This window comes from Ruegeria sp. BG9 (assembly GCF_056538305.1).
The window spans coordinates 215,363-235,860 of sequence record NZ_JBQFSY010000004.1 but is presented as its reverse complement, the minus strand read 5'-3'; the positions used below and the strand labels follow the sequence as shown (position 1 = coordinate 235,860).

The window sequence follows — 20,498 nt, the reverse complement described above, 5'->3', positions numbered from 1 at the left end:
AGGGGATGTCATGGCGCTGGATCGCTGGATCGCGCTTGTTTTGCTTGGGGTCTGTCTGGCCTATGGCTACGCCGCCTGGTTTACGATGGATGGCAGCCTGCCCCCTTTCATGCAGCGCAACCCTATTTGGCCAAGCACCTTCCCCAAAGTGCTGTCTGTTCTGGGCATCATCGCCTGCACGATCATCCTGCTGGGGTTTGAGAAATCCGAGCCCAAAGCGGCCGATATCGACTATCGCAGACTAGGTGACTACCACCTTGATCAAGCTTTGATGCTGCTGGCCCTTATGGTGATCTACGCCCTGTGCCTTCGTCCCGTCGGCTTTCTGATCTCAACTTCTGCTTTCCTAATCCTCGGCTCTTTCATTCTGGGCGAGCGCAAGTGGCACCTCATGCTGCCGGTCGCCTTCATCGCCACAGGCGCGGTCTGGTATCTGGTTCAGGAAGTCCTGGGCATCTACATGCGCCCCCTGCCAGGCATTTTCGGAGGATGACATGCTTGAAGGACTTCTGATCGGCCTGCAAACGGCATTCTCAATCCAAAACCTGCTGATGGTCATCGCGGGCTGTCTGATCGGCACCTTCATCGGCATGCTTCCAGGCCTTGGCCCGATGTCGATCATCGCCATCATGATCCCGGTCGCAATTTCAATGGGCGATCCGTCCGCGGCCCTGATCCTGCTGGCAGGCGTCTACTATGGCGCGATTTTCGGCGGATCGACCTCTTCCATTCTGCTGAACGCACCGGGGGTAGCGGGCACAGTGGCCTCAAGTTTCGATGGCTACCCAATGGCGCGGCAAGGCAAGGCCGGTAAGGCTCTGACTATCGCGGCCATCGCCAGTTTCGCCGGGGGTACGCTCGGCGCTATTCTGTTGATGGTCTTTGCGCCAGCACTGTCCTCGGTCGCGCTGCTGTTCCACTCGGCCGAGTACTTCGCCCTTATGGTCGTGGGCCTGTCCGCTATCGCGGCCTTTGCGGGGTCGGGTCAGGTCGCCAAAGCCATGATCATGACGATCCTTGGCCTGATTATGGCAACCGTGGGCGAAGGCGCTTTGTTCAACCTGCCCCGCTTCACCATGGGGATCATGGACCTTCAGTCCGGCTTTGGCTTCATTACGCTGGCTATGGCGATGTTCGCCCTGCCCGAGGCGCTGTTTCTCGTCTTGAAACCCAAAGACCTGAAAGGCGACGACGGAGAAATCAAGGACCTCCGCATCACCAAGGACGAAGCGAAAGCAATTGCACCCGTCATTGGCCGTCAGTCAGTTCAGGGCTTTTTCATCGGCGTCTTGCCTGGGGCTGGGGCGACAATTGCCAGCTTCCTTGGCTACGCGGTCGAACGCAATATTGCACCGAAGCAGGAACAGGAAGAGTTTGGCAAAGGCTCGATCAAAGGTCTGGCCGCACCGGAATCTGCCAACAACGCGGCCTGTACCGGGTCATTCGTACCACTGCTAACGCTGGGCATCCCGGGGTCGGGCACGACGGCCATCCTGCTGGGCGCTCTGATCGCGCTGAACGTGACACCCGGCCCGCGCCTGATGGTGGATGAGCCTCAGATCTTCTGGGCCGTCATCATGTCGATGTTCATCGGCAACCTGGTGCTGCTGATCCTGAACCTGCCGCTGATCCCCTACATCGCCAAAGTGCTGGCCGTACCGCGCAATTTCCTGATCCCGTTCATCCTGTTCTTCACCCTGATGGGTGCCTATATCGGCCAGAACAACGCGACCGAGCTACTGCTCCTCGTCGGCTTCGGCATCTGCGCCACCGCGTTGAAATTCGCGGACTACCCCCTCGCCCCACTTCTGATCGGGTTCATCCTTGGTGGGATGATGGAGGACAACTTTGCCCGCTCGATGCAGCTCTATGACGGTATCGCCTTCATATGGGAGCGCCCGATGACCCTAGGCCTGCTGGTGATCGCCGTCCTTCTGGTGCTGCTGCCAAGCTACCGCGCGCGCCGTGCGCGGGCACGGGCTGCGGGGATTGCGGATGGGGACTGACCCTCTGGCCGGCATCCGCGTTCTGGATCTGACGAACGTGCTTGCTGGCCCCTATTGCTGCTATCAGCTGGCGCTGATGGGCGCCGAGGTGATCAAGGTCGAACGCCCCGGCTCGGGCGATCTTGCCCGGGTGTTGGGCGCTGATCCTGATCGCAACAAAGCTGGCATGGGGATCAGCTTTCTTGCGCAAAATGCCGCGAAGAAATCCGTGACGCTGGATATGAAACATGAGCACGGAAAAGCGCTGCTGAAAAAGCTTGTTCGCAACGCCGATGTTCTGGTCGAGAATTTCAGGCCCGGCGTTATGGATCGACTAGGTCTGGGCTATGAAATCCTGAAAGCTGAAAACCCGCGACTGATCTACTGCGCAATCAGTGGCTTTGGGCAGGACGGGCCACGCCGGAATGATCCCGCCTATGACCAGATCGTACAAGGCATCAGCGGTGTCATGTCCATCACCGGCGCGCCCGAAACCGCCCCCTATCGCGTCGGGTTTCCGTTAGCGGATACGGTCGGCGGGCTGACCGCAGCATTCGCCATCTCATCCGCCCTGAACGCGACCCCGCGTGGCGCGTTTCTCGATGTTGCGATGACCGAGGCGGTGATTTCCACAATGGGTTGGGTGGTGTCAAACCACCTGATCGGGGGCGTCACGCCTGCCGCGCATGGGAACGAAAACACAACCTCGGCCCCCTCGGGCACCTTTGCCACTGCAGACAGTCCGATCAACATCGCTGCAAATCGGGATGAACAATGGCAAGCACTGGCTCGGCAACTGGGTCGGAACGACCTGCTGGACGATCCAGCCTACACAACACGAGAGGATCGCAAGGCCAATCGTCACGCCTTGCGCGCGGAATTGGAGCTCACGCTGACCACGCGACCGGCAAAGGAATGGGTGCGAGAGTTGAATGATATTGGAGTGCCCACCGGGCAGGTACTGACCGTCGCCGATGCACTCGACGACCCGCAATTATCTGGGCGGGGTTTGATCGGTACGCTGGACATTCACGGTGAAGACCTACAGCTCGCTGGCAGCCCTATTGTCATGGACGGGTCGCGCAAACATCCTGGGACTGCACCGCCGGAATTGGGCGCAGACAATTCCGCAATCTGGTCTGAACTCGGGCTGTCGCAGGATGAGATCGACGCCTTGAAAAAGGAGGGCATCATATGAGCGATGTATCCGATTGGTGGCAAACCTCGATCATCGACATGGAGCCTGGCCGGATACACCTGCGCGGAGAGCCAATCCAGGATTTGATCGGCAATCTGGGTTTCGCCGAAATGATCTGGTTCATGCTGCGCGGCGAGAAACCGACCGACGCCCAAGCCCGTTTGTTCGAAGCAGCTTTGGTTGCGGCGGTCGATCACGGTCCGCAAGCGCCCTCAATTGCTGCCGCCAGAATGGCCGTGACCTGCGGTCTGCCCCTGAACAACGCGATGGCCAGCGCGGTCAACATGCTGGGCGATGTGCATGGCGGGGCCGGAGAGCAGGCCGTGCAGCTCTATCATTTTGTTGCAGGACATTCGGGCGATTTGGGGCAAGCGTTGGATGATTGGATCACCACTCACGGAAAGATCCTGCCGGGCTTTGGCCATCGCTTTCACACCCCGACTGATCCGCGCGCGCCGCGCCTGATGGCGCTGGTCACGGAAGCCGTCGATCAAGGGGCATGCAGCGGTGATTTCATGCGGATCGGGCAGGCGATTGAGGCCGAGCTGGCCCATCGCAAAGGCAAGCCCGTCCCCATGAATATCGATGGCGCGACGGCAGTGATCTATGCCGAGTTGGGCTTTGCCCCACCCTTGGCGCGCGGGTTGTTCTGTCTTTCCCGTTCGGTCGGCATCCTGACTCATGCATGGGAGCAGATGGAGCAAGGTGGCCGCAATAAGGGACCGACCCCGCCCGCCTATCGCTGGACTTATGTGGACCCCAGAACCAAGACCTAAACGTCCAGTCCTTCGGTCGACAGATCATCAAGTCGTGGCATCAGGTGCAATAGTTCCTTAGCGTAGTCCGTCTGCGGATTGGCAAACAGGGCATCGGTTTCTTGGATCTCGACCATCTGCCCTGCCTTCATCACGGCAACGCGGTCGCACATCTGCCGCACGACCGGCAGATCGTGGCTGATGAACAGCATCGTCAGGCCCAGATGCTCTTGCAGGTCCTTCAGGATGTTCAGGATCTGCGCCTGGATCGAGACGTCTAGCGCACTGGTCGGCTCATCGCAGATCAGGAACCGAGGCTGCGTCGCCAAGGCGCGCGCGATGGAGATACGCTGACGCTGCCCGCCCGAGAACTCATGCGGGTATTTCAGGCCCGCTTCCGAACCCAGACCCACCTGATCCAACAGCTCATCCACCCGACGTTTGACGTCTGAACCGCTCATGAGGCGGTGATGACGGATCGGTTCTGCCACGATCTCGTCCACGCGCATTCTGGGGTTCAGCGAGGAATAGGGATCCTGAAAGATCATCTGGATGTTCTTGCGGTACGCGTCCTGCACAGCTTTGTCGCCCAGATCGCTGACCAACTGCCCGTCAAACGTGATCGAGCCGCCATCGACCGGGTACAAGCCAGCAATCATCCGCGCCACGGTGGACTTGCCCGAGCCGGATTCACCCACCACGCCGAAAACCTCGCCCGCGCGGATATCAAAGCTCACATCATCGACGGCGGTGAAATAGGTCCGATCCCAAGGCAAAAGACCGCGCCGTTGCAGGAAGCGTTTGGTCAGGTTGCGAATTTCGAACACGGGCTTGGATGTGTCATTGTCCACTTTCGGCCAATGGCGCGCCATATCCTCGATCGCAAAGCGCGTCTCACGACCGCCATAGCTGATCTGAGGGAAACGGTGCAGCTTGAGCGTCGGCCGTGGCACCGCCGCGATCAGCGACCGCGTGTATTCGTGTTGGGGCTGCCCCATCACCTGCGCGGTTGTTCCGGTTTCGACAACCTTGCCAGCATACATAACGGTCACGCGGTCGGTCGTATCGGCGATGACGCCCATGTCATGGGTGATCAGAATGACGCCGACCTGCCGTTCCCGCGCCAATTCCTTGATCAGGTCCAAAATCTGCGCCTGAACCGAAACATCCAGCGCTGTGGTCGGTTCATCAGCGATGATCACATCTGGTTCGGTACACAACGCCAAGGCGATCACCACCCGTTGGCGCATCCCGCCCGAGAATTGGTGCGGGTACTGATCCAAGCGTGTATCGGGGTCCGGGATACCCACCCGGTCAATCAGATCTCGGGCGCGTTGATTGGCCTCGGCGTCGGTGCAACCCAGATGGGCCAGGATGGTTTCGGTCAGCTGCTCTCGCACCGTGAACAAAGGGTTCAGCGAGGTCAGCGGGTCCTGAAAGATCATCGAGATCTTCTTGCCGCGCAGACCGCGCATCGCTTCGGCATCGAGGCCACTGATCTGTTCTCCGCCCAGCTTGATCTGGCCGCTGGCGATCCGCCCGGGACGTTCCAGCAGCCCCATGACAGCCGCACCGATGGTGGATTTGCCTGCACCGGATTCGCCCACCAAACCGTGGATTTCACCCGGCTCGACGGACAGGTCTGCGCGATCCACCGCAGTGAACAGCCTGCGGCGGGTCGGGAATTCGACGGTGAGGTCTTGGATGGTCAGAAGGCTCATTAGGTCACCGCAGTTTTGGGTTCAGCGCATCGCGCAGCCAGTCGCCCAGCAGGTTCACGGACAGGGCGAGGGCCAGAAGGGTGCAGGCGGGGAAGAACAGAATCCACCACTCTCCCGAGAACAGGAACCCCTGTCCAATGCGGATCAGCGTTCCCAGCGAAGGTTGGGTCGGAGGCGCGCCGACGCCAAGGAAGCTCAGCGTCGCCTCGGCGATGATGGCCAGCGCCAGCGAGATGGTGGCGATCACCAGAACCGGGCTGAGGACATTGGGCAGGATATGACGGAACATGATCGGGATCGAGCCGCGACCGATCAGTCGCGCAGCCTGCACATATTCCTTGTTCTTTTCGACCAGCGCTGCCCCGCGGACGACCCGAGCAAACTGTACCCAGTCGGACAAAGCGATGGCGATGATCAGCACATAGATCGCCATTTCATCGCGATATTCCGGCGGGGTCACGCCTTTGGCGATGCCAAAGATCAGCATAGCGACCAGAATGGCCGGAAAGGTCAGCTGAACGTCGGCGATCCGCATGATCAGCGTTTCGACCCAGCCACCAAAATAGGCCGCGACCAAACCCAGAACGACTCCGATGATCAGAGCCAGCAATACGGCGGCAGCCCCGACGAACAAGGAAATGCGCAGCCCGTAGAGGATGGTCGAGAATACGTCCCGACCCTGGTCATCCGTGCCCAGCAGGAAGGTTTCCTGCGTAAACGCATTCGGTGTGCCCGGCGGTGTGAAGCCGTTCATCAGGTTCAAAGTCGCCGGATCAAACGGATTGTAAGGCGCGATCAAGGGCGCGAAAATGGCACAAAACACAAGGATCAGCACGACGGCCGAGGCGATGACAGCCACGGGCGAATGCCGGAAGGACCATGCGAAATCGCTGTCCCACGCTTTGGCAAAGCGCGACTTGGAGACGGGTTGCGGGGTTTCGATCGTATCGGTCATGTGGCCCTCGCGTCGACACGCAGGCGCGGGTCAATGGCATAGTAAAGAAGATCGACGATCAGGTTGATCGTCACGAACATGACCGAGATCAGCATCAGATAGGCGGCCATGACGGGAATATCGACGAACTGGATCGCGTTGATGAACAGCAGTCCGACACCGGGCCATTGAAACACCGTCTCGGTGATGATGGCAAAAGCGATGATCGAGCCCAGTTGCAGACCCGTGATCGTAATCACTGGCACCAGCGTGTTCTTCAACGCGTGGCGGAAGTTGATCACCCTGTCCGACAGCCCTCGGGCACGGGCGAAACGGACGTAGTCGGCGCGCAGGACCTCAAGCATCTCGGACCGCACAAGACGCATGATCAAGGTCATCTGATACAGGCCCAGCGTAATCGCGGGCAGGATCAGTGCCTTCAGGCCCGAGGTGGTCAGAAACCCAGTTGACCAGCCTCCGATCATGACTGTCTCACCCCTGCCGAAACTGGGTAAGAGGTCAAGTTCGACCGAGAAGATGTAGATCAGCAATATCCCGATCAGGAAGGTGGGCAGAGAGACCCCAATCAGACTGACCGTCATGATGATATTCGCCGCCACCCCTTGTCGTCGGATCGCGGTGAATACGCCCAACGCGATGCCCATGGTGATGGCGAGGAAGCCTGACACGAAGGCCAGCTCAAGCGTCGCGGGCGCACGTTCAGCGATGATGGTCGAGACCGGGCGGCCCTGACGGTAGGACACTCCAAAATTGCCCTGAACCGCACCCTGCAGGAACTTGGCGTATTGCACGACAAACGGCTGATCGAGGCCCAGTTCCGTCCTCAGCCGGTCGATATCGGCCTGTGTGCGTTCCTGACCCAGCATGTTGTCGATCGGATCGCCGACAAAACGAAACATCGAGAACGCGACCAGACCCACGACCAGCAAGACGATCACGGATTGGAACATCCTTCGAACAATATATGCGAACATTCAGAATCCCCGGTTGATCGGCCTGTCTAAGCCGCGTCTGACCAAATGGTCAAGATACCGCTAACGAAACAGGGGCCAGAACGATCCGGCCCCTTGAACAGCGTTTTCAGTCTACGGTAACCCACCGCAGGATGAAGAAGTTATCCGGCCGTTGCGTCAGCTCGATATTGCTGCGCGTTCCCCAGACCAGAGGTTGCACATACATCGGAACATAGACCTGCTCATCCTGAATGATGCTGGTGACCTCGTCCAACATGGCCTGACGCGTGCCTTCATCCAGTTCGGATTGAATCTGCGGCAGCAGTTCATCGACACGCGCGTTCGAGAAGCCTCCGAAATTCCAGCTGCCCAGCTTTTTCTCTTCGTTGGGTGTCGCGACCAGAAAGCGCACGGGGTGTTCGGCGTCGAACGTGCCCGGGCTCCAGCCCAGCAGGTACATGTCGTAATTGTCTTCGCGCAGCTCGGGCCAGTAGTTGCGCACCGGCATCGCGTCCAGTTCGGCAGTTAATCCGATCTGCGCGAGCATGCCGACAATCGCCTGACAGACGGCCTCGTCATTCAGATAGCGATCATTGGGGCATTTAAGGCCGAACGAAAACCCGTCCGCGTACCCAGCCTCGGCCAGCAAGGCCTTTGCGGCCTCGACATCGTAGGCGGGGCGTTCTGCATTGGCTGCCGAGTAACCGCTCATCGCAGGGCTGACGAGTTGCGAGGCCGCCTCGGCATTGCCACGCATGATCGTGGCGAGGATGGCATCGACATTCACCGCATGCGCCACAGCCTGACGCACGCGCGCATCTCTGAACGGATTCGGTTCGCCAGCATCGTCGGTGTATTTCAGAGCCTCAGCCTGATGATCAAAGCCCAGCATGATCACACGAGCCTCAATCCCCTGAATGACCTCGACCTCATCATTGCCCTGAAGGCGCGCCACGTCCTGAATCGGAACGGGCTCAATCATATCAACATCACCGGACAGCAAGGCCGCGACGGCGGTGGCAGAGTTCTGGATCGGGCTGAATTCGGCGCGGGTAATGTTGTGCTCTGCCTCACCCCACCAATCTTCAAAAGGTTCCAGAACGGTGCGCAGACCGGGCTCGCGTGCGGTGATCTGAAAGGCGCCGGTGCCGTTGGCATTCAGCGTCGCGTAGTTCCCGGTTTCCTTGTCGGGCAGAGCGGCCTCATTGGCCTCAGCCCAGCCCTGATCCATGATCATCCAATTGGCAATGGAGGACGGAAAAAGCGGGTTGGGCGCGGTGGTCATGAAATCGACGGTGTAGTCATCGACCACCCTGACCTCGCTGATCGGTGCGAACCAACTGCGGGTATCCGAAACCTCATCCGAGGCGCGTTGATAGCTGAACAAAACGTCCTGCGCGTCGAATGTGCTGCCATCGTGGAACGTCACGCCCTCGCGCAGCTTGAACCGCCAGCCTTCGCCGTCTCCGATCGGTTCCCAACTGGTGGCCAAAGCAGGTTCAACGCTCATGTCCTTGCCGCGGCGGACCAGCCCTTCGTAGACATTGTTGAGGAAGCCCAGAACAGCGGCCGAGTTGACGGCGTGCGGGTCCATGGTCTGCGGATCGGTGGTCGAGGCCCATTTGAATTCGGCGGCCTGAGCGGCGCTTGCGGCCAAAAAGGCCAAACCGATGGCCGTTGCCTTGAAGGTCATGGCGATACCTCTCTGTTATGGGTGAACAGTCGTGAAACACCAAATGACAGGGCGCTAGTCCGCGCCCTGCCCTGTTTTTGGATCCTGAACCTTAGTTCATGGTGAAGTATTTGATCTTCGGAGAATCTTCCGGCTCAACGATTGTGCCGACATTCGACTTCATACCCCAGTTCAGCACCTGATGGTGAATCGGGATATACAGCTGATCGTCCTGCACCACTTGCCAGATCTCGGCGATCTGCGCGTCGCGCTTCGGAAGGTCCGTTTCAGAGGCCAGCCCCTGGATCTTGGCATCCAGTTCCGGGTTGTTGTAGCGGGTCGCATTCCACGAGCCGTATTTCTCACCCTTGGTGTGAACCAGGAAGTTGAAAATATACTCCGAATCGTAAGTCGGAACGCCCCAGCCCAGCATGTAGAAGTCGGTCTCGAGGTTCGAGAGCAGCGGGAAATGCTGCGCTTTGGGTTTGGCATCCAGATTCACCGTAACACCAATCTGCGCCAGCATGCCAACGGCAGCCTGACAGATCGCTTCGTCGTTGACATAGCGGTCGTTCGGGCAGTTCAGCGTGATCGAGAACCCATCCGGATATCCAGCCTCGGCCATCAGGGCCTTAGCCCCTTCGATATCGGTCGTGGAGGAGCTGTCCATGCCCTCATCCCAACCGTTCACGAAAGGCGGTGCGATCATTCCAGCAGGGGCCGACTGGCCACGCATAACGACCTGTTTGATAGCATCCCGGTTGATGGCCTTGGACATCGCCTGACGCACGCGTACGTCGGCCAGCGGGTTCTTCCCGTCCACATTATCCGAGCCCAGATCAGCATCACCCATGTTCATGCCGAAGAAGATCACCCGGTTCTGAGGCGCGGTCCGCACGTCCAGACCATCGGTATCCGCAACGCGGGCCAGATCCTGTACCGGAACGTCCTGAATGAAATCGACCTCACCCGATAGCAAAGCAGCAACCCGGGTCGCGGCGTTCTGGATCGGGGTATAGATGATCTCGGTCACTTCCAGGGGGAACTCATCCTTGCCCCAGTAGTTCTCGTTCGCGGTCAGAACGGTTTTCACGTCGGGTTCACGGCTGACCAGCTTGTACGGGCCGGTACCGTTTGCGTTCTTGGCGGCGAATGTATCCTCGCCCCCTTCATAGTCCTGCACCTTCACGGCGTTATTCGCCTCGGCCCAGGCCTTGTCCATCATGAACATGTTGGTCAGGTTGTTGGGCATGATCGGGTTCGGACCGTCGGTTTCGATCTCAACCGTGTATTTGTCCGGCGCGCGCACTTCTTTGACCGAGGCCAGCAGCTCTTTGTAGTCCGAATCCGGCGTCATCGCGCGGTTGAGCGAGAAGACAACGTCTTCGCTGTCGAACTCGGCGCCGTCATGGAAGGTCACGCCTTCACGCAGTTTGAACACCCAGACGTTCGGGTTTTCCTCAGACGGGGCCCACTCGGTCGCCAGCGACGGCACAAGCGCCCCGGAATGGTCGCGCATCACCAGCGTTTCCATGATCTGATGCGCCATGGCTGAGGTCGGACCCTCGTTTTGCGCATGCGGGTCCATCGTCAGCGAGTCGCCTGCGCGTGCCCAGCGCAGCGTTTCCGCAGAGGCAGTGCCAGCCAATAGGGCCATGGCACTGGCTGCGACCAGCAAGTGTTTCACTTTCATTGTAGTCTCCCCAATTCTTTTTTTAACCCGCACGGATGGCGGGTGATCGACGAAGCGCGATCAACGTACCCTTGATAATCCAAATCATTCTGAAACTTGCAATGCCTAATTGGATTGCTGGACCCGACGGGAACCGGCCAGATTTTGGCCGTTTGGCCGGATTTCGCTGGTCCTTTGACGATCGAGTTGCATACCCTAACTCTTTCTTCGAGACTCGGTTCGCGGTAAAAAAACGTAGCCGCATCAGGCTGGACATCGTGTCGGGGACATTGATTTGAAACAGACAAACCGCAAACCGCCCAACCCGAGGCGAGAGCTTCAGAGCGTGCGCAACCAGAGCGTATCGTTTCTGGGTGTCGCGTTTCTATTCAGCATCTTCGTCAACCTGCTGATGCTGACCGGGCCGCTGTTTATGCTGCAGGTCTATGACCGGGTTCTCAGTTCGCGCTCGGTCGAGACGCTTACGGCGCTGTTTCTGCTGGTGGGGCTACTATACGGCCTGATGGCCATGCTGGACTACGCGCGCGGCAGGATCGTGGCGCGGTTCGGGGCCAAATTCCAATCCTCACTGGACGAGAGGGTTTTTGACGGAACCATTCGGCGGGCACTGTATCCGCAGATCCGCTCGGCCCCAGCAACGGCCTTGCGCGATCTGGAGGCCGTTCGGTCGCTTTGCGCGTCGCCCGTTTTCCTCGCCGTTATGGATATCCCGTGGACGCCCGTTTTTCTGGCCGCGATCTTCCTGTTTCACCCGTTGCTCGGCTGGCTGGCGGTTGCTGGTGGTAGCTTGCTGATCGTCATCGCCTTGCTCAACCAGATCCTGACCAAACAGAAAGTGGCCGAGGCGCAGGTTGCCTCAGGCCGGGCCAATGCCTTTGCGGAACAAGCGCGGCAAGCCGCCGAAGTTGTACGGTCGCAAGGCATGCAGGGCGACGTTGCGCAGCGCTGGTTGTCACAGCGCAGCAACGCCTTGTCACAGAGCATCTCGGCCAGTGACTGGACCGGTAGTTTCACGTCTTTGACGAAATCGCTGCGCCTGTTCCTGCAATCCGCGATGTTGGCGCTTGGCGCTTGGCTGGTGTTGCGCAACGAGATGACCGCCGGGGCCATGATCGCCGGTTCGATATTGCTGGGCCGCGCTTTGGCACCTGTGGAAATGGCGGTGGGCCAATGGGGGCTGATCGAAAATGCGCGAACCGCATGGTCCCGTCTTGGCACCTTCCTCGATGAAACCCCGCCTGAGCAGACCAAGACCAAGCTGCCCGTGCCCGAGGCGCGTCTCGTCGCAAAAGGTCTGACGGTCATTCCGCCCGGCGTTCAAAAGCCGACCCTGCGCAATGCCTCGCTGCTATTGGAACCCGGCAAGGCGCTGGGTGTGATCGGCAAAAGTGGCTCGGGCAAGACAACTCTGGCCAAGGCGCTTTTGGGTCTGCTGACCCCCGCAGCGGGTGAGATTCGCTTGGGTGGCGCGACACTGGACCAATATGCCGCAGATGATCTGGGCCACTACATCGGCTATTTGCCGCAGCAGGTCACGCTGTTCAACGGAACGGTGACTGAGAACATTGCCCGGATGTCGCAACAACCCGATGACGCCGCCGTTGTTGCTGCCGCCAAAAAGGCCAACGCACATGAGCTGATTATGTCTTTGGAGAAGGGTTATGACACCTTTCTGGAAGGCAATGACAGCCAGTTGTCCGGCGGTCAGAAACAACGGATCGCCCTGGCCCGGGCGCTATATGGTGATCCTGTTTTGTTGATTCTGGACGAGCCGAACTCGGCCCTGGATGCTGACGGCACCGAAGCGCTGAACCGCGCGGTGCGCAGCCTCAAGAAAAGCGGCAAGGCCGCGATCATCATGACGCACCGCCCGCAGGCGATTTCCGAATGTGATGACCTGATCGTGGTCGAGAAAGGCCAGATCGTCAAAGCAGGCAGCCGGGACGAGGTTCTGGGCTCGATGGTCCAGAATGCCGGTGCGATCAAACGACACCTCAATAAAGTGGGTGAGAAATGAGCAACCCTCCTGCGCGCCGCAGTTGGCGCATAACCTTCCCTGCAACTGTGGGCTTTGTGGCGCTGCTCATCCTTGTTGTGGGCATCGGCATCTGGAGCGTTCGGACCCAACTGGCCGGTGCGATCATCTCACAAGGTGTGATCGAGGTGCAAAGCAACCGTCAGGTGGTAGAGCATCCCGATGGCGGGGTCGTCGGCGAGATTTTTGTGCGCGACGGGGATTTGGTGGAAAGCGGCGATCTACTATTACGTCTCGACGATACGTTTCTGGCCTCGGAGAAAACGGTAGTCGAGTCGCAATTGTTCGAACTGCTCAGTCGTCAGGCCCGGTTGGAAGCGGAACGCGATGGGGCCACCTCCGAAGAGTTGGCGGCAAAGCTGCAGGAGGTACAGCAACGCGAAAACATCCCAGACGATCTGATCGCTGGTCAGCAGCGCCTGTTTGACGCTCGCAACGAGACGTTGACACAACAGACCGAGCAATTGACTCGTCAGAAAACCCAGATCGAAAACGAAATCGACGGCACACAGGCTCAGTTGACTGCCGCCCAAAAACAAGTGGAATTGATAAGCGAAGAGCTCAAGGATCAGGAAAGCCTGCTTCAGCGGGGCTTGACACAAGCCAGCCGCGTCTCGGCCTTGCAACGGGAAGAGGCCAACCTGACCGGCGCCATCGGACGGCTCGAGGCGACAATCGCCCGGTTGACGGGGCAAATCGCCTCGACTGAGATCCAAATACTGGAGCTGAACGCGACCCGCCGGGAAGAAGCGATCACAACGCTGCGTGACGCACAGACGCGCATCGCCGAGCTTGCTGAACGGCGCCTGTCCCTGACCGAGCGCCTATCGCGTCTGGATATTCGCGCGCCCGTTTCGGGAACCGTTTATGACAGTCAGGTTTTCGCCCTGCAGTCGGTCATCCAGCCGGCTGAACAGATGATGTATGTGGTGCCTCAGGATACGCCGCTTCTTGTGGCAGCCAAGGTCGATGCGATCCATGTGGACCAGCTGTTTCGTGGGCAAGAGGTCGCCCTGCGCTTTCCCAGTTTCAACCAGCGGGAAACCCCGGAACTGGATGGCCATGTTATCAATGTCTCAGCGGACACATTCACCGACGAGGGTACAGGCTTTACCTTCTACCGGGCTGAACTGGTCCCTGATGATGGTCAGCTGGATCGCCTGAACGGTCAAACTCTGCTTCCGGGCATGCCGGTCGAGGCCATGATCAAAACAGACGAGCGCACTCCGCTGTCCTACCTGACCAAGCCGCTGACAGACTACTTCACGCGCGCGTTCCGGGAATAGGCCAAGAACCCTGGGGCAACCTGTCCCAGGGTCGCGACTTGCAATCCCTGTTGATTTAGTATACCGCCGCATACAAAGAGCATGTCCGGGCGTCAGATCCATGTCTGAGACCGGGACCTCAAGCACCTTCTAACGCCAATACGTCGGGATAGCCATGAGCCTGTATACTGATTACCTTGCCGAGATCGAAACACGCAAAGAGCAGGGGTTGAACCCCAAACCCGTCGATGACGGCGCCCTGACAAAAGAGATCATCGACCAAATCCGCGACCCTCAGAATGAACATCGCGCGGACTCGCTGCATTTCTTCATCTACAATACCCTGCCTGGCACAACTAGCGCCGCTGGTGAGAAGGCCGCATTTCTGAAAGAGATTATTCTGGGTCAGGCCGATGTCGAGGAAATCTCGCAGGATTTCGCGTTCGAGCTGCTGTCGCACATGAAGGGCGGCCCCTCGGTCAAGGTCTTGCTGGATCTGGCATTGGGTGACGATGCAGCGATTGCGGGCAAATCGGCTGAGGTTCTGAAGACTCAAGTCTTCCTATATGACGCGGATACCGACCGGCTGAAAGCAGCGCTCGATGCTGGCAACGCGGTCGCGAAAGACATCCTTGAAAGCTACGCCAAGGCCGAGTTCTTTACCAAACTGCCTGACATCGATGAAGAGATCGAGGTTGTCACCTATGTCGCTGCCGAGGGTGACATCTCGACCGACCTGCTGTCGCCCGGCAATCAGGCGCATTCGCGCGCGGACCGTGAATTGCACGGTAAATGCCTGATCTCCGAGACCGCGCAACTAGAGATCGAAGCGCTGAAGCTGAAGCATCCCGGCAAGCGCGTCATGCTGATCGCTGAAAAAGGCACCATGGGTGTGGGATCGTCCCGTATGTCGGGTGTGAACAACGTGGCCCTGTGGACCGGCAAACAAGCCAGCCCCTATGTGCCCTTCGTCAACTACGCCCCCATCGTTGCGGGCACCAACGGCATTTCGCCGATCTTCCTGACCACCGTCGGCGTGACCGGCGGCATCGGACTGGACCTGAAGAACTGGGTCAAAAAGGTAGATGAGGATGGCAACGCAATCCTCAACAATGACGGCAACCCGATCCTGGAAGAGAAGTACTCGGTTGCGACTGGCACGGTTCTGAAGATCAACACCAAGGACCACAAACTGCTGAGCGAAGATGGCGAAGAGCTGGTCGACGTAACCTCGTCCTTCACGCCGCAAAAGGTTGAATTCATGAAGGCAGGCGGTTCCTACGCCATCGTCTTCGGTAAGAAACTGCAGACATTCGCAGCCGAGGCACTGGGTGTCGAAGCACCGCTGGTCTTTGCGCCGTCGAAGGAAATCAGCCACGAGGGCCAGGGCCTGACCGCGGTTGAAAAGATTTTCAACAAGAACGCCGTTGGCACCACGCCCGGCAAAACCCTGCATGCCGGATCGGACGTGCGCGTCAAGGTCAACATCGTCGGCTCACAGGACACAACCGGCCTGATGACCATGCAAGAGCTTGAGGCGATGGCGGCAACTGTTGTCTCACCCATCGTCGATGGGGCGTACCAGTCCGGCTGTCACACGGCCTCTGTGTGGGATGCGAAGGCGCAAGCCAACACCCCCCGCCTGATGAAGTTCATGAATGACTTCGGCCTCGTCACCGGGCGTGACCCGAAGGGCGTCTACCATTCGATGACCGACGTGATCCACAAGGTGTTGAACGACATCACCGTGGATGACTGGTCGGTCATCATCGGCGGCGACAGCCACACTCGTATGTCCAAAGGCGTGGCCTTCGGGGCCGACTCGGGCACTGTTGCTTTGGCGCTGGCCACAGGTGAGGCCTCGATGCCGATCCCTGAATCGGTCAAGGTGACCTTTAAGGGCAAGATGGCCGAGCATATGGATTTCCGCGATGTCGTACATGCCACCCAGGCACAGATGCTGGAACAGCACGGCGACAACGTGTTCCAGGGCCGTGTGATTGAAGTTCACATCGGCACGCTGCTGGCCGACCAGGCCTTTACATTCACTGACTGGACGGCTGAGATGAAGGCCAAGGCTTCGGTCTGTATTTCGAATGACGAGACCTTGATCGGTTCGCTGGAACTGGCCAAGTCGCGCATCCAGATCATGATCGACAAAGGCATGGAGCATGAGAACGGCATGCTGCAAAAGCTGATCAACATCGCCGATGCGCGCATTGCCGAGATCAAGTCGGGCGAAAAGCCAGCGCTGCGCCCCGATGACAACGCAAAATATTTCGCCGAGGTAGTCGTTGATCTGGACCAGATCGTTGAACCGATGATCGCCGACCCGGATGTCAACAACGCCGACGTCTCGAAGCGCTATACTCACGACACGATCCGCCCGATCTCGTACTACAATGCTGAAAAGCATGTGGACCTGGGCTTTGTCGGCTCGTGCATGGTGCACAAGGGCGACATCAAGATCGTGGCCCAGATGTTGAAGAACCTCGAAAAGGAAACCGGCAAGGTCGAGTTCCAGGCCCCACTGGTCGTCGCAGCCCCAACCTACAACATCATCGACGAGTTGAAGGAAGAAGGCGACTGGGAAGTACTTGAGAAGTACTCAGGCTTCGAATTCGATGACCTGTTCCCGAAAGAAAAGGCGCGGACTGAGTACGAGAACATTCTGTATCTCGAACGTCCCGGCTGTAACCTGTGCATGGGCAATCAGGAAAAGGCCGCCAAGGGCGACACGGTTCTGGCCACCTCGACCCGCCTGTTCCAGGGCCGCGTCGTGGCAGATGCGCCGGACAAGAAGGGTGAATCGCTGCTGGCCTCGACCCCGGTTGTTGTCCTGTCGGCCATTCTGGGCCGGACGCCCACGATCGAGGAATACAAAGCCTCGGTTGAAGGGATCGACCTGACCAAGTTCGCCCCGCCGGTTGCGAAAAACCCGGCCACTCAATCGGCGCATTTCTAACACCGCTTTTGACAAGTTTTTCATGCGCGCGGCCGTTCATCGGTCGCGCGCAGTGGTTTTTTTGGGGGCGAAGCTAGCGCAGTTCGGCCTCGGTATTGCCACCATCGACCGTGATAACGTGGCCGGTAGTGCGCTCCATCAAAGCAAGATTGACAAAACCCTCGGCGACATGATGCGCCTCGACCTCGCGGCCCAGAAGGTTACCGCCCATATAGACCTCTTCGCTGACACCCCGCGCGGCGGCGCGTTCCTTGATGAACGCATCCGTCAGCAGACCCGAACGTATCTTGTCGGCATTGACCCCGTTGACCCGAATACCAGACCCCGCCAGTTCCAGCGCCAGTTGCCGCATCAGGAACATTGTTGCGGCTTTGGGGGTTCCATAGGCGCCCAGGTTGCGACCGGGATTGACCGCCTGTTTCGAGATATTGAACAGGATCTGCCCACCACGCCCCTGATCCTGCATCAGCTTGGCAGCGGCGGTGGCAAAGGCCTTATGCGCGAAAAAGTTCAACTCGAAAGCCGCGCGGAAGGCATCATCCTCCAGCTCGACCAATGCGCCGCCAGTGGCTGTGCCCGCATTCGACACGAGAATATCCAGCCCACCAAAGGCCGCGACCGCATCGGTCATCGCGGTATCGGCAGCGTTAGCTTGCGTGATGTCGAGCGCGCAGGCCGAATGCCAGCGACCCAACTGGGATAGTGCGGCATCCAGAGCCGCTTGATCCCGATCCACCAGAACGACATTCGCCCCCTTGGCGGCGAAGGCTTTGGCGGTTGCCAGACCAATCGCGCCTGCCCCTCCGGTCACCATGACGACCCGGCCCTGAAATGGCGGAGGGGTGCCTTTACCCAACTTTGCTTGCTCCAACGACCAATATTCGCAATCGAACATGTCCTTTTCACCGATGGGATAGAACCCGCCCGCATCTTCTGCGACAGCGCGCACGCGGATGTTCTGTTCAGCAAGATCAGCCGAGGCTGAGGCCGCCTTAGCGTTCACCCCAATCCCTAGCACACCGATCCCTTCGATCCACGCATGTTTGGGATCAGGGGTCAGCATGGTCTTGGGTTCCGCGGCCTGAGGGGCCTGACGGTCGAAATAAGCGCGGTAATCCACAGCGAAGGCTTCGACCTTGGCCTTGATGCTCTCTCGGTCGGTTAGGTCCGCCTGTTTCAGCACCAGCGGCCAGCCCTTGGTACGCAGCACGTGATCCGGTGAGGCCATGCCGCGAGTCGCCAGCGCGTCCACATCGCCACGCGCCATAAACGCATGTGTCGCGGGGCCATTTCTCAGATCAAAGACAGGCATCGCACTGTCCTGATCCGCAGTGACCTCAGCGATCACGCCACGCAAGACGGGCAACATGTCCAGCCCGTTGGCAGGCAGACGTTCACCAATTGACGTCAGTTCGGTCAGACCGAGATAGTCCGCGACCTCATTGGTATGCTGAACGATCTTGTCATAGCTTTCCTGCGCGGTGGTGCCAAAGGCGAAATGACCATGTTTAAGGAGCAGCAGCCCTTCAACATCAGGGTTGGCGTCGTACACATCCGCCGCCGCCTTCGCGAGGCTAAAACCGGGCATGATGTAAGGCACGATCCCCAGCCGGTCGCCGAAAATCTCGCGACAGACCTCCTCGGCATTGGGCAAGTCGGCGAGGATCAGAAACGGCGTCGCGTGGGTGTGATCGACGTATTTGTGTGGCAGGAAGGCATGCAGCAGCGTTTCCACTGACGGGTTGGGCGAGGCCGAATTCAGCAGGCTTGAGCGCTGATAGTTCACCATGTCTTCATCCGACAACTTATCGAGTGCGCGTAGCTTCAACAGTGGCTCTTGCCAGACACCGGGCAGTCCGGGCGCTTCGATCGTGTCCAGATCCCAGCCCGAGCCTTTGACGTGCAGAACCGGCCGCATCTCGCCAAACAAATCGGGGCGCTCTAGCTTGACCGAGGTATTGCCACCGCCATGCATCAGCAGATCCGGTTTCTGACCGATGAGGCGCGAAGTGTAGACCCGCTCTGCCAATTCCTGATCAGCCGGATCGGCGCCGGCAGCCGCACGCCAGTCTGCGGCGGCCTGCGCCTTGTACATGTTTTCGATCATGTCTTTTGTATCCTTGTCTTTCTGCGCTCAGGCGGCTTGGCCAACCTTTTCAGGGAACATGGCCGCCAGACCTTCGGCGCTGGCTTCGCAGACGCCCCGCTCGGTGATCAAGCCGGTGACGAGACGGTTCGGCGTGACGTCAAAGGCCGGGTTGCCCACATCCGAGCCTTCGGGGATCACGCAAACCTCACCGATGCCGTCCTCTGTCATACCGAACACATGCGAGATTTCGCGGTCCGGTCGGTCCTCGATCGGGATTTCGGCGACCCCGTCCCGAAGCGTCCAATCGATGGTGGGTGAGGGCAAGGCCACATAAAACGGCACATTGTTGTCATGCGCGGCCAGGGCTTTCAGATAGGTGCCGATCTTGTTGCAGACATCGCCAGTCGAGGTGGTCCGATCCGTCCCGGTGATCACCAGATCGACCAGACCATGCTGCATCAAATGACCGCCTGCATTGTCGACGATGTATTGATGGCTGATGCCATGTTCGCCCAGCTCCCACGCAGTCAAGGCCCCCTGGTTTCGGGGTCGTGTTTCATCGACCCAGACATGGATCGGCAAACCAGCGTTATGCGCCTGATACATCGGGCTGGTCGCAGTGCCCCAATCTACGGTGGCCAGCCACCCGGCATTGCAATGGGTCAGCAAACGCACCGGCTCACCTGCGGGTTTGCGGGCGGCGATGTCGCGGATCAAAGCAAGCCCATGTTCTCCGATCCGGCGATTGATCTCGATATCCTCTTCGCAGATCTCGTCCGCCAGCGCCCAGGCCGCGGCGGCACGTTGATCGGGCTGCAGAGGCAGCAGGGCCTCCCGGCAGCGCTGCAACGCCCAGTTCAGGTTCACCGCCGTTGGGCGGGTCGCGTTCAGCACCGAGGCTGAATGTTCAAAACTCTGATCAGACGGGTCACGGGACATCGCATCCGCCATCCCATAAGCAGCTGTCGCCCCGATCAAAGGCGCGCCACGCACCCACATCTCGCGGATCGCGGCCTCAAACTCGGCCAGAGAGGACAATGTAGCGATCCGGAAATCATGCGGCAGCCAGCGCTGGTCGATGATCCTGACCTCGCCGCTTTCAGCGTCGCGCCAGATCGAGTGGTAGTGAACACCGCCTATTTTCATCTTCTGCCCTCCGGTCGGGTTTCATGGGGTCTGCCACACGTTCCAGTATTTTCACGCAGGCCTCAA

Annotated in this window: 14 protein-coding genes; 7 read left to right on the top strand and 7 right to left on the bottom strand. The window is 59.1% G+C overall.

The window, feature by feature from the left end:
* The first annotated feature begins 10 nt into the window (after positions 1-10).
* Genes ACR0I8_RS08860 through ACR0I8_RS08845 form a run of 4 tightly spaced genes read left to right on the top strand, consistent with a single transcriptional unit; the run spans position 11 to position 3,959 of the window.
* Positions 11-493, top strand: coding sequence for a tripartite tricarboxylate transporter TctB family protein (locus ACR0I8_RS08860; protein WP_170690729.1), 483 nt, complete (start codon positions 11-13; stop codon positions 491-493).
* Between the two features lies 1 nt (position 494).
* On the top strand, positions 495-2,006 hold the full coding sequence (locus tag ACR0I8_RS08855) for a tripartite tricarboxylate transporter permease (protein WP_170471470.1): 1,512 nt from the start codon (positions 495-497) through the stop codon (positions 2,004-2,006).
* Positions 1,996-3,183, top strand: coding sequence for a CoA transferase (locus ACR0I8_RS08850; RefSeq protein ID WP_170690730.1), 1,188 nt, complete (start codon positions 1,996-1,998; stop codon positions 3,181-3,183). The genes ACR0I8_RS08855 and ACR0I8_RS08850 overlap by 11 nt, the downstream gene beginning before the upstream one ends.
* Positions 3,180-3,959 carry a citryl-CoA lyase gene (locus ACR0I8_RS08845; protein WP_170690732.1) on the top strand — a complete coding sequence of 260 codons (780 nt, stop codon included), beginning with the start codon at positions 3,180-3,182 and terminating at the stop codon, positions 3,957-3,959. Before ACR0I8_RS08850 ends, ACR0I8_RS08845 begins: the two co-directional genes overlap by 4 nt.
* On the opposite strand, the gene ACR0I8_RS08840 is transcribed toward ACR0I8_RS08845, so the two are convergent.
* From ACR0I8_RS08840 to ACR0I8_RS08820, 5 genes are all read right to left on the bottom strand, one after another.
* Positions 3,956-5,659 (bottom strand): ABC transporter ATP-binding protein, encoded by a 1,704-nt coding sequence (locus ACR0I8_RS08840; RefSeq protein WP_170375655.1) that lies wholly within the window; start codon positions 5,657-5,659, stop codon positions 3,956-3,958. The genes ACR0I8_RS08845 and ACR0I8_RS08840 overlap by 4 nt on opposite strands.
* Positions 5,660-5,663: 4 nt before the next feature.
* Positions 5,664-6,614, bottom strand: a complete 951-nt coding sequence (locus tag ACR0I8_RS08835; protein WP_170375658.1) for an ABC transporter permease — start codon at positions 6,612-6,614, stop codon at positions 5,664-5,666.
* Positions 6,611-7,588, bottom strand: a complete 978-nt coding sequence (locus tag ACR0I8_RS08830) for an ABC transporter permease (protein WP_170375660.1) — start codon at positions 7,586-7,588, stop codon at positions 6,611-6,613. The genes ACR0I8_RS08835 and ACR0I8_RS08830 overlap by 4 nt, the downstream gene beginning before the upstream one ends.
* A gap of 106 nt (positions 7,589-7,694) precedes the next feature.
* Entirely contained in the window at positions 7,695-9,260 is a 1,566-nt protein-coding gene (locus tag ACR0I8_RS08825; RefSeq protein WP_170690734.1) for an ABC transporter substrate-binding protein, read from the bottom strand.
* 91 nt (positions 9,261-9,351) lie between these two features.
* Positions 9,352-10,932 (bottom strand): ABC transporter substrate-binding protein, encoded by a 1,581-nt coding sequence (locus ACR0I8_RS08820; RefSeq protein WP_170375664.1) that lies wholly within the window; start codon positions 10,930-10,932, stop codon positions 9,352-9,354.
* 274 nt (positions 10,933-11,206) lie between these two features.
* Here ACR0I8_RS08820 and ACR0I8_RS08815 point away from each other — a divergent pair, with 274 nt between their 5' ends.
* The 3 genes from ACR0I8_RS08815 to ACR0I8_RS08805 all read left to right on the top strand — a co-directional run bounded on the left by ACR0I8_RS08815 (position 11,207) and on the right by ACR0I8_RS08805 (position 17,197).
* On the top strand, positions 11,207-12,949 hold the full coding sequence (locus ACR0I8_RS08815) for a type I secretion system permease/ATPase (RefSeq protein WP_170690736.1): 1,743 nt from the start codon (positions 11,207-11,209) through the stop codon (positions 12,947-12,949).
* Entirely contained in the window at positions 12,946-14,253 is a 1,308-nt protein-coding gene (locus tag ACR0I8_RS08810) for an HlyD family type I secretion periplasmic adaptor subunit (protein WP_170690738.1), read from the top strand. Before ACR0I8_RS08815 ends, ACR0I8_RS08810 begins: the two co-directional genes overlap by 4 nt.
* A gap of 154 nt (positions 14,254-14,407) precedes the next feature.
* The gene (locus ACR0I8_RS08805) at positions 14,408-17,197 is read left to right on the top strand and encodes a bifunctional aconitate hydratase 2/2-methylisocitrate dehydratase (protein WP_170690739.1); all 2,790 of its coding nucleotides are present in this window, start codon (positions 14,408-14,410) and stop codon (positions 17,195-17,197) included.
* Positions 17,198-17,270: 73 nt separating this feature from the next.
* Here the strand turns inward: ACR0I8_RS08805 and ACR0I8_RS08800 are convergent, their stop codons facing one another.
* Both ACR0I8_RS08800 and mtnA read right to left on the bottom strand, forming a co-directional pair.
* The gene (locus ACR0I8_RS08800) at positions 17,271-19,304 is read right to left on the bottom strand and encodes a bifunctional aldolase/short-chain dehydrogenase (protein WP_170690741.1); all 2,034 of its coding nucleotides are present in this window, start codon (positions 19,302-19,304) and stop codon (positions 17,271-17,273) included.
* A gap of 27 nt (positions 19,305-19,331) precedes the next feature.
* The gene (gene mtnA, locus ACR0I8_RS08795) at positions 19,332-20,432 is read right to left on the bottom strand and encodes an S-methyl-5-thioribose-1-phosphate isomerase (protein WP_170375674.1); all 1,101 of its coding nucleotides are present in this window, start codon (positions 20,430-20,432) and stop codon (positions 19,332-19,334) included.
* Between the last annotated feature and the right edge of the window lie 66 nt (positions 20,433-20,498).

Bases quoted from the DNA above. Each gene is read 5' to 3' on its own strand.
- ACR0I8_RS08860 (WP_170690729.1), top strand. From the start codon at position 11: ATGGCGCTGGATCGCTGGATCGCGCTTGTTTTGCTTGGGGTCTGTCTG.
- ACR0I8_RS08855 (WP_170471470.1), top strand. From the start codon at position 495: ATGCTTGAAGGACTTCTGATCGGCCTGCAAACGGCATTCTCAATCCAA.
- ACR0I8_RS08850 (WP_170690730.1), top strand. From the start codon at position 1,996: ATGGGGACTGACCCTCTGGCCGGCATCCGCGTTCTGGATCTGACGAAC.
- ACR0I8_RS08845 (WP_170690732.1), top strand. From the start codon at position 3,180: ATGAGCGATGTATCCGATTGGTGGCAAACCTCGATCATCGACATGGAG.
- ACR0I8_RS08840 (WP_170375655.1), bottom strand. From the start codon at position 5,659: ATGAGCCTTCTGACCATCCAAGACCTCACCGTCGAATTCCCGACCCGC.
- ACR0I8_RS08835 (WP_170375658.1), bottom strand. From the start codon at position 6,614: ATGACCGATACGATCGAAACCCCGCAACCCGTCTCCAAGTCGCGCTTT.
- ACR0I8_RS08830 (WP_170375660.1), bottom strand. From the start codon at position 7,588: ATGTTCGCATATATTGTTCGAAGGATGTTCCAATCCGTGATCGTCTTG.
- ACR0I8_RS08825 (WP_170690734.1), bottom strand. From the start codon at position 9,260: ATGACCTTCAAGGCAACGGCCATCGGTTTGGCCTTTTTGGCCGCAAGC.
- ACR0I8_RS08820 (WP_170375664.1), bottom strand. From the start codon at position 10,932: ATGAAAGTGAAACACTTGCTGGTCGCAGCCAGTGCCATGGCCCTATTG.
- ACR0I8_RS08810 (WP_170690738.1), top strand. From the start codon at position 12,946: ATGAGCAACCCTCCTGCGCGCCGCAGTTGGCGCATAACCTTCCCTGCA.
- ACR0I8_RS08805 (WP_170690739.1), top strand. From the start codon at position 14,408: ATGAGCCTGTATACTGATTACCTTGCCGAGATCGAAACACGCAAAGAG.
- ACR0I8_RS08800 (WP_170690741.1), bottom strand. From the start codon at position 19,304: ATGATCGAAAACATGTACAAGGCGCAGGCCGCCGCAGACTGGCGTGCG.
- mtnA (WP_170375674.1), bottom strand. From the start codon at position 20,432: ATGAAAATAGGCGGTGTTCACTACCACTCGATCTGGCGCGACGCTGAA.